Source organism: Arachidicoccus rhizosphaerae (genome assembly GCF_900107765.1).
GTDB classification, from domain to species: Bacteria; Bacteroidota; Bacteroidia; order Chitinophagales; family Chitinophagaceae; genus Arachidicoccus; species Arachidicoccus rhizosphaerae.
Genome location: NZ_FNQY01000031.1, coordinates 29,652 through 44,842, shown reverse-complemented (window position 1 = coordinate 44,842; position 15,191 = coordinate 29,652). Strand labels below are relative to the sequence as shown.

Annotated in this window: 20 protein-coding genes; 16 read left to right on the top strand and 4 right to left on the bottom strand. The window is 45.2% G+C overall.

Features of this window, described 5'->3' with window-relative positions:
* The 16 genes from BLU80_RS19600 to BLU80_RS17535 form a co-directional block, all read left to right on the top strand.
* A partial coding sequence (locus tag BLU80_RS19600) for a hypothetical protein (RefSeq protein WP_170831281.1) occupies positions 1-561 on the top strand: 561 nt, incomplete at its 5' end.
* 33 nt (positions 562-594) lie between these two features.
* Positions 595-891, top strand: a complete 297-nt coding sequence (locus BLU80_RS17610; RefSeq protein ID WP_091401073.1) for a hypothetical protein — start codon at positions 595-597, stop codon at positions 889-891.
* 42 nt (positions 892-933) lie between these two features.
* Positions 934-1,518, top strand: coding sequence for a hypothetical protein (locus BLU80_RS17605; RefSeq protein WP_091401070.1), 585 nt, complete (start codon positions 934-936; stop codon positions 1,516-1,518).
* Between the two features lie 120 nt (positions 1,519-1,638).
* On the top strand, positions 1,639-3,297 hold the full coding sequence (locus tag BLU80_RS17600; protein WP_091401068.1) for a DEAD/DEAH box helicase: 1,659 nt from the start codon (positions 1,639-1,641) through the stop codon (positions 3,295-3,297).
* 57 nt (positions 3,298-3,354) lie between these two features.
* The gene (locus BLU80_RS17595) at positions 3,355-5,619 is read left to right on the top strand and encodes a VapE domain-containing protein (protein WP_091401066.1); all 2,265 of its coding nucleotides are present in this window, start codon (positions 3,355-3,357) and stop codon (positions 5,617-5,619) included.
* The gene (locus BLU80_RS17590; protein WP_091401064.1) at positions 5,603-6,055 is read left to right on the top strand and encodes a VRR-NUC domain-containing protein; all 453 of its coding nucleotides are present in this window, start codon (positions 5,603-5,605) and stop codon (positions 6,053-6,055) included. Before BLU80_RS17595 ends, BLU80_RS17590 begins: the two co-directional genes overlap by 17 nt.
* Before the next feature lie 14 nt (positions 6,056-6,069).
* The gene (locus BLU80_RS17585) at positions 6,070-6,660 is read left to right on the top strand and encodes a helix-turn-helix domain-containing protein (RefSeq protein WP_091401062.1); all 591 of its coding nucleotides are present in this window, start codon (positions 6,070-6,072) and stop codon (positions 6,658-6,660) included.
* A gap of 27 nt (positions 6,661-6,687) precedes the next feature.
* Entirely contained in the window at positions 6,688-7,023 is a 336-nt protein-coding gene (locus BLU80_RS17580; protein ID WP_091401061.1) for a hypothetical protein, read from the top strand.
* 11 nt (positions 7,024-7,034) lie between these two features.
* Entirely contained in the window at positions 7,035-7,484 is a 450-nt protein-coding gene (locus BLU80_RS17575) for a PcfK-like family protein (RefSeq protein WP_091401059.1), read from the top strand.
* Between the two features lie 17 nt (positions 7,485-7,501).
* A complete protein-coding gene (locus BLU80_RS17570) occupies positions 7,502-8,830 on the top strand; it encodes a PcfJ domain-containing protein (protein ID WP_091401057.1) in 1,329 nt (442 codons plus the stop codon).
* A 4-nt stretch (positions 8,831-8,834) separates the two neighbouring features.
* Positions 8,835-9,500 (top strand): hypothetical protein, encoded by a 666-nt coding sequence (locus tag BLU80_RS17565; RefSeq protein ID WP_091401055.1) that lies wholly within the window; start codon positions 8,835-8,837, stop codon positions 9,498-9,500.
* A 29-nt stretch (positions 9,501-9,529) separates the two neighbouring features.
* Positions 9,530-9,775, top strand: a complete 246-nt coding sequence (locus tag BLU80_RS17560) for a hypothetical protein (protein WP_091401053.1) — start codon at positions 9,530-9,532, stop codon at positions 9,773-9,775.
* Between the two features lie 56 nt (positions 9,776-9,831).
* Positions 9,832-10,062, top strand: coding sequence for an Acb2/Tad1 domain-containing protein (locus BLU80_RS17555; protein WP_091401051.1), 231 nt, complete (start codon positions 9,832-9,834; stop codon positions 10,060-10,062).
* A gap of 327 nt (positions 10,063-10,389) precedes the next feature.
* Positions 10,390-10,701, top strand: coding sequence for a hypothetical protein (locus BLU80_RS17545; protein WP_091401047.1), 312 nt, complete (start codon positions 10,390-10,392; stop codon positions 10,699-10,701).
* Between the two features lie 24 nt (positions 10,702-10,725).
* Positions 10,726-11,118, top strand: coding sequence for a hypothetical protein (locus BLU80_RS17540; protein WP_091401045.1), 393 nt, complete (start codon positions 10,726-10,728; stop codon positions 11,116-11,118).
* A 226-nt stretch (positions 11,119-11,344) separates the two neighbouring features.
* Positions 11,345-11,620: a hypothetical protein gene (locus tag BLU80_RS17535; RefSeq protein ID WP_091401043.1), complete on the top strand. Its 276-nt coding sequence runs from the start codon at positions 11,345-11,347 to the stop codon at positions 11,618-11,620.
* A 56-nt stretch (positions 11,621-11,676) separates the two neighbouring features.
* Here the strand turns inward: BLU80_RS17535 and BLU80_RS17530 are convergent, their stop codons facing one another.
* Genes BLU80_RS17530 through BLU80_RS17515 form a run of 4 tightly spaced genes read right to left on the bottom strand, consistent with a single transcriptional unit; the run spans position 11,677 to position 15,147 of the window.
* A complete protein-coding gene (locus BLU80_RS17530; protein WP_091401041.1) occupies positions 11,677-12,198 on the bottom strand; it encodes a hypothetical protein in 522 nt (173 codons plus the stop codon).
* Positions 12,199-12,201: 3 nt separating this feature from the next.
* Positions 12,202-12,909: a hypothetical protein gene (locus BLU80_RS17525; RefSeq protein WP_091401039.1), complete on the bottom strand. Its 708-nt coding sequence runs from the start codon at positions 12,907-12,909 to the stop codon at positions 12,202-12,204.
* A complete protein-coding gene (locus tag BLU80_RS17520) occupies positions 12,909-13,232 on the bottom strand; it encodes a hypothetical protein (RefSeq protein WP_091401037.1) in 324 nt (107 codons plus the stop codon). The genes BLU80_RS17525 and BLU80_RS17520 overlap by 1 nt, the downstream gene beginning before the upstream one ends.
* Before the next feature lie 10 nt (positions 13,233-13,242).
* The gene (locus tag BLU80_RS17515) at positions 13,243-15,147 is read right to left on the bottom strand and encodes a hypothetical protein (RefSeq protein WP_139188195.1); all 1,905 of its coding nucleotides are present in this window, start codon (positions 15,145-15,147) and stop codon (positions 13,243-13,245) included.
* Positions 15,148-15,191: the final 44 nt, after the last annotated feature.

The following is a 15,191-nucleotide window of genomic DNA, read 5'->3' as shown; positions in this document are numbered from 1 at the left end:
TCTCTTACCAGCATCCCTGAGGGCTTCAATCCAACAGTGGGCGGTTCCCTCGACCTGAGGCCAAATTGTATAAAGCCCGAAGGTTGGAAAAAGTCTGAGCATGAAAATATGCCAGTGAATATCCCTGAACCATTCATTAAATGGGGCAAAGGCAAAGGTGATTACATCTATTGTGACGGCAGGTTCTCAGAGGTTATCAGTAAAAAGGGCAATATCTGGGAGTTAAAAGACCTGGGCAAAAACAACAGGTACTATTTAGTATCTGATGGCAAAGGAAAGTACGCTCACGGGGAGACTATCAAAGAAGCAAGAGAGGATCTGGTATTTAAAATCTCTAACCGTGACAAGTCGGAGTACAAGGGGTTGGATGTGGATAAAAAATTCCCTTACGAAAAGTGCATAGAAATGTATCGGGTGATCACCGGGGCCTGTTCTGCTGGTACTAAGAATTTCATTGTCTCTAGAAAGATCCAGCCGCAAGCGTTTACGATCCGGTGCATGGTAAAGCTTACCAAGGGGGAGTATGGCGCAAACGCATTTAAAGCATTTTTTAATTTATAAACCGGCCTGAGCTAAGGCGCAAATTGTCAAACAATGGAAATAGTAATCAAAGGAAAACAGGGAGAGGGTAAAAGTCTAATGCTGCAACGAATGAGCTTAGATCTTAAGGGAGAAGGTTGCACACACGTTATAAGCAGCCCACCGCCTGGCACTAAGCTAAATAAGTTTATAATGGCAAGTACCGGCCGTTTGCCTTATACAACAAAAAAAGTAGGGTGCTTAGTAATTGACGGGATACCGAAAGGAAATCTGAGATTATGCAGAAAAGCAGTTAAGGCAGCGCATAAGGCAGGCCGTCAATTTTCAACAATCTACGTAATTCAAAAATAAAACTTTATCAACCGCACCCGGCAACGGTATCCGGGCTTTAAAATGTCACAATTCTTATATGGTAGCATCTGCCTTGAAGATGTATTCGGAAACTTAATTCAACGTGGTCAGGACGGCAGCGCATGGATAAACCTGTCTGCGCTCCCTCACCCGTTCGTAACCGGCCAGAAAAACGGCAAGCACTACGTGCCCGTTAACCTCTGGATTAATGACCAGGTAGACCAGTACGGCAACTCTGCCAGTATCAGTATCGGCCAATCCAAGGAAGAAAGAGAGCAGCAGATTAAGCGGACCTACATCGGCAATATGAAACAGAATACACCGACACAGCAGTACGCTCCCCAGTCTGCCCCAGTTGCAACAACTCCCTTTGGTCAGCCGCCAGTACAGGCAGCCCCACAAGGTTATGCAGCCCCCCAGAATCCACAGGCCGCACAGCAGTATTACCCACAGCAGCCAGCGCAGGCAGCACCGGCGCCAGGAGGGTTTAGCCCGGCAACTCAGGCAGCCCCCGCGGCTCAGTACGCCCCGCAAGGTTATGCGCCTCAGGGAAGCCTGGCCACGGGACCGGCGGCCCCAGGTTACGGGCCAGCGGCGCCAGCAGTAAATGATGATCTCCCGTTCTAGCCTAAACGAGTTGGTAACCCAGTTAGCCGCTCTGGTTAAAAGCGGCACTTTTTGAAAACACCACACGACACAGCGCACAACAAACGCATAGCACAGAGAATAAAGAAAAGGAGTTTAGAAATGATTACACTTTACGATTATCAAGAGAAACTGAATAACGAGGCCGCTACAAAGTTTGCGTCCGGCATCAAAAAACTGTTAGCTCAGGCCCCAACCGGCTCAGGCAAGACCGTTATGTTTTCCTCTGTCTGCAATCGGTGGCTAACCAAGAACACATCCAGCATTTTAATATTAGTACATCGTATCGAGTTGCTGAGACAGACACGCAGGACTTTATACGACCTGTATAAAATTAAGGCTCAGCCGATCATCTCAGGTATGAAGCACATACCGCCCGCACAGGTTTATGTAGGCATGATCGAGAGCACATACAAAAAAGTAGATAAGATTCCCACTAGCCTGGGATTGGTTATAATAGACGAGGCGCACCTTGCAAATTTTTTTAAAGTTCATAAGCCACTGGAAGCGCTGCCCAATCCTCCGTATATTTTAGGCTTTACTGCAACTCCGTATAGTGCCAACAAGAAAAAGCCTTTAAAGGATTATTATCAGGATATCATCACAACTGTCCAGATTGAGGAGTTGATCCGCAGAGGCAAGCTCTGCCAGAACATCACCAGGGCACCGGAAGAAACCGTAAACAGGGCGGAGCTGGCCACGAAAGGCGGTGATTTTGACGAGGGCTTAATGGGTATCAAGTTCAGCGCTCCAAAGTACGTTAACAATACCGTTAAGGCTTACGAAAAGTACGCACCGGGTACGAAAGCGATCGTATTTAATTGTACCGTAGATCATTCCATACAGGTTAACAACGCTTTCAGGCTGGCAGGTTATGAAGCCAAACATGTTGACGGCGATATGAGCACCACCGAGCGCACCAATATCCTGAAATGGTTTGAGAGTACACCCGGAGCGATCCTGAACAATGTTGGTATTGCCACCACCGGGACGGATATTCCAAGCATTCAGACGGTAATAATGAACCGTTCCACGAAAAGTAATATCACCTGGTTACAGTGCACAGGCAGGGGCGGTCGGTTACACGCCAGCAAAGCAATCTTTACCATTATTGACATGGGCGGCAATGCAGCCGTTTTAGGTGACTGGTCAGATGATAGGGATTGGGAGAATATCTTTCATAATCCGCCTAAGAAAAAGGACAAACAGGGCGCTGCCCCTTGCAAGTCATGCCCCAGCTGTGACGCAATCCTAGCAGCCACTGCCAGGAGCTGCAAATACTGTGGCTTCGAATTTCCAAGCAGAGAACAGGAGATTGAAGAGGAGCTAGGGGATTTTGTAGTGGTCACAAAAGGACTGGATATTGAAACCCTCATGCAGGAAAACAGCGAGCGTAAGGAATATTACACCTTCTTTGACATTGGCCGCCAGCTGGCCGCTGCTGCTAAGCAGACCGTACCTAAAATGACCGAGGAAATTGCAGCGTATATCCTCAGCCAGTACGAAGAGAAAGGCAAGGTTTGGTGCGAACAGGTAGGCAAGAACTGGAACCGCTGGCATCAGGACCGGGCAAAAGAAACGCTGTGGAAGGAATTGCAAGACCGTTTTAAAAAGTGGAAGCCGGAAGGGCAGGAGGTGCAAGCATTTACAGCTCCTTTGCCAGCTCCGCCACCACCGCCGCCCGTTATCCTGCCTGAGCCTGCCAAGCCGCAGCCATGGCAGCCAAGTATCCAGCCGTTACAGGCACTGAGAGCACTTTAAACCAAGCACAAGAAAGCGCAGCACCACAACACACAATATTAACACGAGACCCAAATAATGCAGACCCCAAATATATCAATTTACTCACTGGCAAAAGAAGTGGCAGAAAAAGAGACCATTCCTCTGGATATGTTCCTGGATAAGGTGCAGGACGGCTACTGGCAGGATATTGTGTCGCCCATCAGAGTGCTTCCCACGAAAGAGCAGCGGGCAGACCTGAAAAAGAGAACAGCGCCGGCGGTTACTATATCCGGGCAGTTTGAACGCCGGGCTTCAAATGCTCTGGTAAAGCACAGCGGATTTATAGCTATTGACATTGACGGGCTGGAAGGTCCGGGCGAGCTGAACGCCGTCCGTGCCATGGTTGAGAAAGATCCGCACGTTTATGCCTCCTTTGCCTCTATTTCCGGCCGTGGCCTCTGTCTGCTGTTCAAGATAACACCCGGCAAGCACAAGGAGAGTTTTATGGGTATCAGCGATTATATGTACAACACGTACAACGTTATCGTGGATGCCAGTGGCAGCGATGTAAGCCGCCTCCGCTTCGTCTCCTTTGACCCGGCGCTATTCCGCAATGAAACGGCCCTCAAATGGACTAAGTACCCTAAAACCCGGGAACCTAAGAAGCTGGACAAAGTCATCTATGCTCATAACGATTTTGAGGAGATTTTAAAGGAGATCGACCGCAGAGGCATAAGCCTGTGTGACGGATACGAAGAATGGCTCCGGATAGGCTTTGCTTTCGCTGATCAGTTCGGCGAGGGTGGCCGCAACTATTTCCGCCATGTGAGCCAGTATAGTTACAAGTTCAATGAAAGGACCTGTGAAAAGCAGTATGACAACTGTTTAAAAGCGCACGGTGCAGGCAGAAAAGCAACGATCGCCACTTTTTACTACTACTGCAAACAGGCAGGAATTGAGGTCTACAGCCAAAGGACAAAGACAATTGCTTACTCAGCATCCCAGGGTAAGAAAGGCGGATTAAACGCCCAGCAGGTAGCTAAGAACCTGGCACAGTTTGAAGGCATCCAGGGAGACGATGTACAGCAGATTGCACAATCCGTTATGGATAACAATATCCAGCTGAATGAGGACGGGCCTATTGAGCAACTGGAATTGTGGCTGAGGCAGAATTATGACCTGAGGCGCAATGAGATCACCAGGATGGTGGAGGATGGCGGTTTCAAGATTGAGGAAAAGGAGTTGAATAGCATTTGGATTAAAGCAAACAAAGTACTTGGCAAGACCAGTTTTGATACTTTGAAGCGTTTAATAGGGTCTGATTTTGTTGCCGATTACAACCCATTTAAAGAGTTCGTTACTCAGAATATTGAAAGAGGCAAAGACGGCGGCCATATAAAAAAACTACTCAGCAGTATTGAGACACCGGACCCGGAATACCTGCAATACTTCGGTACAAAGTGGATCGTGTCTATCATATCGGCAATATTTGACCAGCCTAGCGACCTGGATTTAATATTAGTGGGTGGCGAGCACGGAACAGGAAAAACATATTGGTTTAACCACTTATTACCTGAAGGGCTTACCAGCTATTTTGCGCAAAGCAATTTGGATGAAGCTAAGGACGGTGAAATCCTAATGACTAAAAAGTTAATTATCCTGGATGATGAAATGGGCGGTAAAAGTAAAAAGGATAGTAAGAGGTTTAAGACATTAACAAGTCAGAGGATATTTAGCATCCGTGAACCATACGGCATGGTGCATAGGGATTTACGACGCTTAGCCGTTTTGTGTGGCTCTTCAAATGAGGACGACGTTATTGATGACCCAACAGGAAACAGGCGTAAGATACCAATTCTATTAACAGGAATTAATCACAATATATTCAATGATGTAGATAAGACAGATGTATTTATGGAAGCGTATCACCTGTGGAAATCCGGTTTTGACTGGAAAGTACTCAGCAAGGAGGATAAAGCATACCTAAATAAACATATCGCCCAATTTGAAGCGGTTTCGAATGAAAGGGAGCTAATACAACTCATGTTTGAGAACGGGCCAGTAGAAATGCCAGCAAGCGAGATTGAATCAAAAATAAGAGGAAGGTTTGGGGTTACTAGGCTCACTGTTAAACGAATCGGTATGGAGTTAAAGCGACTAGGATTTGAACAGCGTGTAGTATGGAAAGCAGGGGCCGCTCAGCGCGTCTGGATGGTACAGGAAATCTCAATACTAAGTTCAACAACATCCACCGAACCGCCCCCTTTCCCTCCCTACGAACCGGCGAAGCCCAAACAGCCCGTACAGCAACAAATATTTTTTAACCCAGATAATAATAGCAGAAATGAATACTATCAATAATCCCTCAACTGCATGGTGGCCAGTTCCAAACTCAAATAAGGGGCCGAAGCCCACAGCCAGCGGACAGTTCTCCCCGGCCAGTAATCTGATTGGCAACGAGCAAACAGAATCCCGTCTCCAAGCCGACATTACACAGTGGTTCTGGAACACCTATCCGGAACATAGAGGAATGCTGTTTCATGTGAATAATAAAGCCCGCAACGCAATTGAGGGTAACAAGTTTAAAGCCATGGGCGTGGTAAAGGGGGTGTCTGACCTGGTGCTAGTGCTGCCACAGGGTCGCATTCTGTTTATCGAACTCAAAACGCCCACTGGCTCGCAGGAGGCAGCGCAAAAAGAGTGGCAGGCCAAAGTGCAGGAGAGGGGACATAATTACATCATTATTCGTTCACTGGAAGAGTTCAAGGCGCTGATTGCACCTGTACTCACTAAATAATCAGGAGGTAAACCATGGAACTAATATACATCATCGGTAAGCGTAAAGGCACGCCAAGGAACGTGTTCTCAGAAGCTGAGATGCAGATCCGGAAAATGGGGTGGGTGGCCATCAACCCGCTGGAAGAAATTCTGAAGTTTAATGAGGTGGATGAGGAAGGTCTTAACAGTGCGGAGGAAGAATCCCGTTTCCTTATCCCCTTTTTCAACAAGTGCAGCGGGGTCTATCTGCTGCCTGGATGGGAGAGCTGCCAGAGCGCTCGTAAAGAGGTTGCCGCCGCCGACGAGGCCAGCAAGAGAATCATGTACCAGCCTCAGCAGGTAAGCATTGATGACATCATTCGTGCAGCTGAGGAAGTGACGGGGATGTCTTTTGACAAGATCCGGGCGAGAACCAGAAAAGGTACGATCGTGGAGATCCGCCGAGCTATCTTTTACCTGGCGTGGAAATACCAGAGCACAACTTTTGTTGCGCTGGCTCAGATGTTCGGGATGGATCATACCTCTGTTATCCACAACAGAAATACCGCCAAGAGACTGCTCAGCGCAGGGGATGAAAGAACTACGGAAGTAATTACTCAAATTAAAGAACGGCTGATAGCGTAAGCTGGAGGCGCAAAAACCCACAATACAATGAAGTCAATAAAACAAATCAAAAAGCTAATGGCGGGGCTGGCTTCTGAAATGGCAGAATGCCCCCCCCGGAAACGTAAAAATCAGATCCGTAAAGAACTGGCTTACCTGAAAGACGTTTTGCTCTTACTTGAAGTAAAGCCTAAAAAATCATATCTGATAGCTGAAGAGCGGCGCATTTCAGGCAAGATCGGGCAGATAGAACGCAATTATTGGACTTGGATAGAGAGCATTAAGTCCGAGTACACCCCACGGGGGAAGCGGGAATACGAGAAAGAAAGAGGCGTTCCGGCGCTTATGCAACACTTGAAGAATTTACGATTTATAATTGATTAAAACACAATACAATGAAAGCAACAGTGGAATTTAAACAGGTTATTTTCAATTACCTGAAGGAAAAAGCAAACAGCGATCCGGCATTCGCAGTAGCCTTCGCTAAGGAGGGTAAGAACATGGATGACTGTGTTAATTACATCCTGAATACAGTCAAAGCCAGCGGATACAACGGTTTTGATGATGCAGAGATCTACGGAATGGCCATACATTATTATGATGAGGATGATATTAAGCCCGGGAAGCCGGTTAGCGGCACTGTAGTCATTAATCATCATTTGGAGGGTAAAACTAAGGACAAGACAGCGCCAAAAGCCCCGGTAAAAGTCAAGCTCACCCAGGCCGAGATCGAATCCGCTAAAGAGAAGGCTATGCAGGACGTCTACCAAAAACAACTGGACAGCCTTAAAAAGAAGCGCAGCAAGTCAGTGGCCGAGCAGCCAATACAGCAATCCCTATTCTAAACCATCAATCGCACACAATGAAAGCAAGAACAAAACTGGAACTAGAGGTGGTAAGGCTTAGCAATATGCTGCCTGAAATCACTGCAAAGCAGGAACAGTGGGCGGAGCAAAACTGCCTCAGGCACGTAGGGTATGCCAACAAAACAAGCTGCTTCTGTTTGGATTGCGGTGAGACATTCGGACTGGAACTGATCAGCCGCCGGCGAGCAACCTGTCCCCATTGCGATCAAAAGCTCAAAGTCTTTTACAATAGAAAAACAACCCTTAAACAGGTTGAATATTACGCTATTGCCTATCTGTTTAGCGGGTTTCAGGTGGTGGCTAATTTTGAGATTATCTCCAGTCATAAAAAAGGACAACCTGCTTATATCTCTCACACTAGAATCCTGGAATATTGGATTGACGATACAGGCAAGACGACCAAGATCGGCAGGTTGCATAATACCTCCTTTTTCTGTGACAGCTGGATAGGTGACTGGGAGATCCGAAAAGACGTGAGTCGTGGCTACGCGTATAATAAGTATCGCATCTATCCCTGCAAGTATCATCCGGACTCCTGCATCAAACCTGAATACAGGAAAATAGGCATTACGCATGAGCTGGGTGGCTTGGATATGGAGGAAGCAATCCGGATTATAGGCAGCGAGCCTAAGGCAGAGACGTTGATCAAAGCTAAACAGTGGTGGCTGCTGTCTCATTGCGAGGAATCGATGGGGCGTATTTACAGATACTGGCCATCAATAAAAATTTGCCTCCGGAATAAATACACGGTGAAAGACGCAAGGACATGGTTTGATTATCTGACCTTACTGGACGGCTTTGGGAAGGACCTGCGAAATCCTAAGTATGTCTGCCCTAAAGACCTGAAAAGGGTGCATGATCAGTTGGTAGCTAAAAGGAGCCGTATTAACGAAGCGGAAAGAGCCAGAATCAATGCAATGAGAGAGGCCGATCGGATAAGAGCGGATCAGGAGGCGGCCAAGGCATTTATGGAAAGAATCCAGCCTTTTATTGGATTCGCTGTGGGTGATGAAGAGATCACGGTCAAAGTGCTGGAGACGATACCCGAATTTGAGCAGGAGGCTAAAGTCCTGCATCACTGCGTATTTACCAACAGCTATTTTACCAAACAGAATTCACTCATCATGAGCGCCCGTATAGAAGGCGAACCGGTAGAGACAATTGAACTCAGCCTGAGGTCATTCGAAATATTGCAGGCCCGTGGCAAGTTCAACCGTGCCACAGAGTATCACGACCGGATCCTGAAGCTCGTTAAAAAAGGCCTGCCTAGGCTTAAGAAAATAATTGATAACTCAGCGGAGAGATCCGCACTCAAAACAGCGTAATAAAATGGCAAAGATCAAAACAGAAAAGTACGTACTCGATGGTCAAGAAATAACCGTTGCATTCAATTGTAACTCACAAGGTGTATTCAGTACTAATCTATCATATCTAATGGCCGAAAAATTAGGATTAGACAGTCGATTAACCGCCAACTCATTACAAGAATTGGAAGATATAATCAGCAAAGCTTTTTCTGATTACCTAAAAGCAAATACGTCAATGAAACTAAAAATAGGGATTTCATTCGGTGTGAGCGGGGAATTTGCAAAACATCCAGAGGGAGAATTTATAAAAGAAACATTACCGTACGGAAACAAGTTTGAAATAGGCGGATTCTATGATCATAAAAGGGCGCATTTTGCATTTGGTTTTAGGGTGTTGATAGAAGAAACTATTGACGGCAGGGTTTACCTGCACGAAGCTTTACCTACTAATGAATATGATTATCCGGATAGGGATTGGCAAAAGGAATGTGACGGCTATATCACACATAAAAGCACGTCAGAAAACAGTGGGGAACAAATAATTGAGTTCAGCCAGGAAGCATTAAATACACTTACTCAGATAAAGGAACAAATTCAAAAAGCCTCTGTTTTTATGATCAACCTTTTAAGTCAGGAAGATATTTCAGGCGCATTGACAATGGGTGCAACTAAATTATTAGCAAATTAATCACCCGGCGAAAGCTACAAAGCAATAAAATGGCAAATCAGAAAAAAATACTCCCTGATGGATCCGTAGAAGGCGAAACTTTTTCAGGGAAAGGATATACGCATGGTTATCCGCCGAAAAAATCAGGAGACACTTATCGTGATTGGTACAACAGATGTCAGGAATATAAAGAAAATGGATTCCATCTAGGCGACTTATCATGGGATGATTGGGACTCATACTGTTTAGGATTTTATGGTAATGAAGAGTATAGACAGCACGAATTAATGAATTAATCACCGGCAAAAGCCACAAATAAAATTAACCGTTGCCTAACGTACAATAGGCATTTATGAATATGGAACAATCATTTGGACAAAAACAAGTTGGTTTGAGTTTTAACCCTTCCAATGACAATGCAGTTGATTTGATCAAGCAAACTTTTGCTGATGCAATAGATCAGATCAACAACGTACGTAATGCCAGCGACAGCCCGGACGTAAAAAGAATGTGTTCAGTAGCTATTACGGAAGCCCAGACCGCTCAAATGTGGGCTGTAAAGGCAATTACCTGGAAAGATTAATCACCCGGGGGCTTCGGCCCCCACAAAACCAAATAAATGAAAAAACTACTCATAATTGCAATGATCGTATTGATTGCATCATGCAGTAAAAAACGAACGTACCGTATTGAGGTAACGTACATTAACGACACGAAGGACACTATTGCAGTTCCGTCCTCATCATTCCCAAAATTAAATAATAGTAATCACGGTTGGAATGGGGATAAGGTAATACCAGAGCTGTATATCAATAATGACTACAATGATGTAATTGCAGCCAACGTCTATAAATACAAGATAATAAGCAGTAATTAATAAACCGCACTGGCAACGATAACCAGCAATAGAATGAGTACAACACGTAAAGAATTCAATGACCAGATAGCCGACAACAACAAGCGAATTGCGGATCTGCAGGCAGAAAATCTGGAACTTCTCAAAGCCGCTTTAATGACCTCTGATGAAACACAGTGGTATACTGAAATGGAGGAGCATTACAAGGAATATCCCAATAATGACCGGAGGAGGACGGCAATTAACAAAAAGCGCATGGTAGGCAGGGTCAACTGGGTGGAAAATTTCAGAGATGAGGACACCGGCAAACTGATACCAGTAGACAGGAGCCGTATTGTAAAGATTAACGGCGAATGGGATTTATAGTAAATAACCAATAAAAAGCAGCAAATGAATCAAATGACAGCACAACAAATACTCAAAAAACACTTAGGGAGCCCACAACTAGGCCCCGTAACCTTCACTAAGGTAGAAGCCGCCATGTTTGAATATGCCGACCTAGAGCATTTAGCAGGCATTACAGCTGGCCAAGCAGATGCGGAAACATGGAAACGCCTAGCCGATGCCAAAGAAGCTAAAATCAGGGAGCTAGAACAGCGACTGGAAGATATAAAGGAGGGCGGTAAGATGAATAAGCTAATTATATTCCTATCGACAATAGTTATCATGGCCAAACTGTTCTTTGGCCATGCTAGCGAAATAAACAAAATTGGGTGCTGCATTTGTCTTTTGATACTATGCTGCACGTCAATGATTATTAATGAAATAAAGAATAACAGATGATATTTTCAACAATAGGCGTTCTTTGTACTGCATCCTTTTTAGTTATTGTAGTGTGGTGTATTATTACGGGCAGGAAAAGAGATTAAGCCAGACATGGGGATTTCTATAACGGAAAAACCCTTCGTAATTGAGGGGCTTTTTAATATAAATCAGGCTGTTACCAATTGGCAAAAAAAATATTTGTCTATTCTCATAAAACTGGCTTTATTTGCTAAAATAATTGGTAATGGCTGAATTTATGACAGAAGATGATGTTAATTGGATTTTTGAGCAGGCGTTCTCTACTAGAAAATTGGTAACGTTAGGAAACAAGCATTTTACAGCAGCAGAATTTAAGATGCATTATTTAAACGGGAATAGGAATATTAAGCAAAGCGATATTAAGTTTACAGATCCTTTTGAGCTAGTGAGACTCGGAAAAGAGAAGTTGTACGATTTAATGTCCCGGCAATTACTATTTGAACAAAAAATTGATGGCTACATGAAAGGGCATATCAGGTAATCTAGAGGGTGTCGGTAATCACGACATCCCCTCTAATTAAGGCGAATTCGCCACAATTAAAATACCCTTTCCCCCGCCTTATAAATCGACAAAATATTCCGCAGTTCGCTGTCAGGGATTTTTGCCGTTTTAGAACCGTATACCCACGATTTTTCATAAGCGACCGCCCAATCCTGCGCATCGTTGATATCCATGTCCGCAATTACATTGCAGTGGCCGCCCACGTATAAACCCCTGCTGAGAATCCGGTCAATAAGAAAGGCAAAGGAGCCGGACACGTCTTTAAAGGCTAGAAAACGCCTTTCTTTGCCGGTCATATTCTCTTTCTTTACGGCGGTTCCTATGATATACTGATTGAGAGAATCAGGCCAGCGGTTATTGTCCGCCTGGGCTCCGATATAATTATTATTAACGCCATATTTTCCGTTACCGCTCTCAATCCGGAAAATACAATAAGCTGCTATTTTAACCTGTCTGGATACGTCAAATGCCTTTAATGCTGCAATGGCGACTCCCATTTCAATGCTCGTCTTATGGTAGTCCACTACTGGGAGTTCCGGGTAATAATTCTTTGTCATTTACTACTTTTTAAAAATGTTTATAATACTCGGCCACTTCCATAAAACCAGCCCGACCGCTGCAAGAGTTAACGGAATCCACCAAAAAGCCGCCAATAGGCCCCAAAATGACGGCTTACTGTCTTTCTGCGTAATTGCATGGCTTTGCTCCTTACGGGTCGAATCAACGGACAAACGCCCGGAATCAACAGAGTTTTTTAATATCTTGGTTATGACCTGCTGCCCGGCTGAATCAATCTTGCCCGTGGTCGTCTTTTTCCACTTCTTAGAGCTCATGGTTATAGAGGAGAAGTTTGGAAAAGACTTTTTGCCCTGTGGGGTCTCAATCTCTGCCACCGCCTTGCCCTCCTTGCCTGTGTAAATGGTCATGCCGTATTTAGGATTTTTAGGGTTTGAGTATTTCAGAGTGTCTAGCGTAGAAGTTGAATCTAAATTCAAATCTACTGGCACGTTGAAATTATTTACCGCTGGCGCTTTGATTGTAATAGTCGTCTCTGAATATTCCTCTACTACCTTGCTTTGCTGCTTGACTTCGCTTTTTGTGGCCGTAGAATCCTTTACAACGGAATCCTGTTTGTTATAAACGGAATCCACCTTTACTGCTATGTCAGCTGATTTCGTTACTTCCGCCATCTTATGCGTTTTGCAGCCATCCACCAATAAGGCGAAAGAAAAGACCATTACCAAGGCTGCTACTTTAATTGTTTTCATTACTGTTCAATTTTAATTTTGCCATTTACTTTTTTCACGTTAAGCAGGTCTAGTACCGACCTGTATTTATCATCCTTTAATGCCAGGATTGTGCTGTCTTTGTTTTTTATCACACCCTCGTAATAGGAAGCCATGCTGCGCTTATCCTGTGCGCAAGAACTATCCTTTGCTGTGATAGTGGCATCCCTTTGCTTCACCGTTCTTTCAAGTGAAGCGGTGTAGTTAGCGTTACTCTTCAGCAGCGCACCAAAAACGGTAGAGATGCCCGTAATGAGTATGCCCCATATCCAACGCTCTTTGTTTATATTTCTGGTCTCTGCCATTGGTTTGGTTTTAAATTGAGTTTTCTACAGCAGTACACTGAATGTTTGTATTAGGCGTTTTCCAGGTTGTATTAATAGCCCCAAATTGCACCTGCGAAATGCTGGCACTGTTTACCGTGGAGCCATCAGGTATGGCCATATAATAAGTACCTCCATATCCTTTATGATCGGACGCAATACCTATGTTGTAGCTACCATTGAGGTGAGCCGTTCCGCCGGATGGCGTGGTGAAATTGAATGTTATTGTAAGGGTCAGGGTTGGCATCGTAACCAAGCCGTTAAACAGTGAATCAATTTCAGTATCGTTATAAGTCAATGGGGCGCTTATTTCAACTGCCGCCTGATTACTGGCGGAATTTGAAGCTGACACTACTATTGGGTAGCATTTTGCTGTAAGCGGCACATACTTACAAGTCTGCGACCCATTGACATAATTTTGTCCGTTAACATCTGCATCTTTAGCCACCGCCCATGCCAGAAACGCCGTTTTATTATTAAGGTCCGTCTGAGCATCATCGATGGCATACTGAGTGCCTGTATTATCCGGAGTTAACCCAAAGGTTAAGCCGGTCCGGTCAATGCTGGTAATAAACGCAGGAAACTCAATTGTTGCCATATCATCCCCGATAGTCTTGATAGTGGACTGCGTAAGGTTATAAGCACCCTCCGGAACGTTATAAGTTCCTGATGTACCTAAAGAATTTGCCCCTGTACAATTGTTCTTAGCAAAGGTGAAATCCCAATCTTGGCTTTTGAGCAATGACCCTGAGGCTGTAAAGGCTAAGGATGCGCTTTGGCCGTAAATGCCATTAGCGCATTTAGGCCGGATCACTACCGTATAGCTCTCCAGCTGCACCAGACCTGTTAAGGTAAAGTCGTGATCGGTAGTGCTCACCCATGAACCCCCGTTTACCTGGTATTCAAAGCTTGCTGCTGTTCCTGAACTGACAAAATGAATATCAGCGGTATCAACACCCTGCGTATAGGTGGTGGAGGTGATGGCAGAGTTGCAGGTATCAACCAGTGTAAAAGACTTGCTCATAGAAACGCCAAATACGTTATTAGAGCACAGCGGAGTGATTTTTACTGTAACTGCCCCACTGAGGTTAGGGATAACGATAGAGGTAGCCGCTACGGTTCCGCTCTGGTCACCCGCTTCCCATTTAAACATGGTGGCTGAACTGGTGGCCACCCAGCTGGCAAGCAGGGTTGATCCGTCTAATTGCTGAACAGTCAGGCTCGTAACCGCTGAATAACAGATGCCCGCCATAACGAAATCGTAAGAGGTCCCGTTGCCGTTATCTGGAGTGATAAGGATATTATTGCGGATAGAGTTAATCCCGGTTAATGATATGGTGGTACTCGTGGTGGTTTGCAAAGCGCCGCCGTTGACCCTATAAGCCCACTGTGTTGCATCTCCCACCGGCTCAAAGGTGATAGTCCCTGTACTGTCTCCTGTCTGGGTAAACTGCACATTGCGGACAAAATTGGTATTCTGGACCGTTCCGGACTTATAGAGATCTCCTGACCCCTGGCAGTTCATGGTGAACTGCTGCATATCGTTGTAAGTAGTACTTTTAGATATGCTCTCAATAAGCAGGTCGCCGGAATAGATAACGCCCGGGTTGCCGCTGTCCTCGCATTTGAAGCTCAGCACCTGTCTTTGTAGCTTCAGATCCTCTAATTCAGACTGCGTGAACTGTGTAGGATCGATAGAGACCAGACCATCAACGGTTATTTTATAGCTGTTCCACCCGTAGAAGTAGGTGCGCATAGTGCTCCCTTCCGGTTTGGAGGCTTCGTTGATATCCCCGTCTAACTCAATATTTACGTTCCTGGCAACACAGATAGGAGCGTACACCCCATTTCTGAGTACGCTCATCATGAATCCTTTGCCTTTAAGTGTCTTTGCCATTTCTTTAGCGCTCTTTCCGGAGCTGGTTAACCCACTGACGTGGC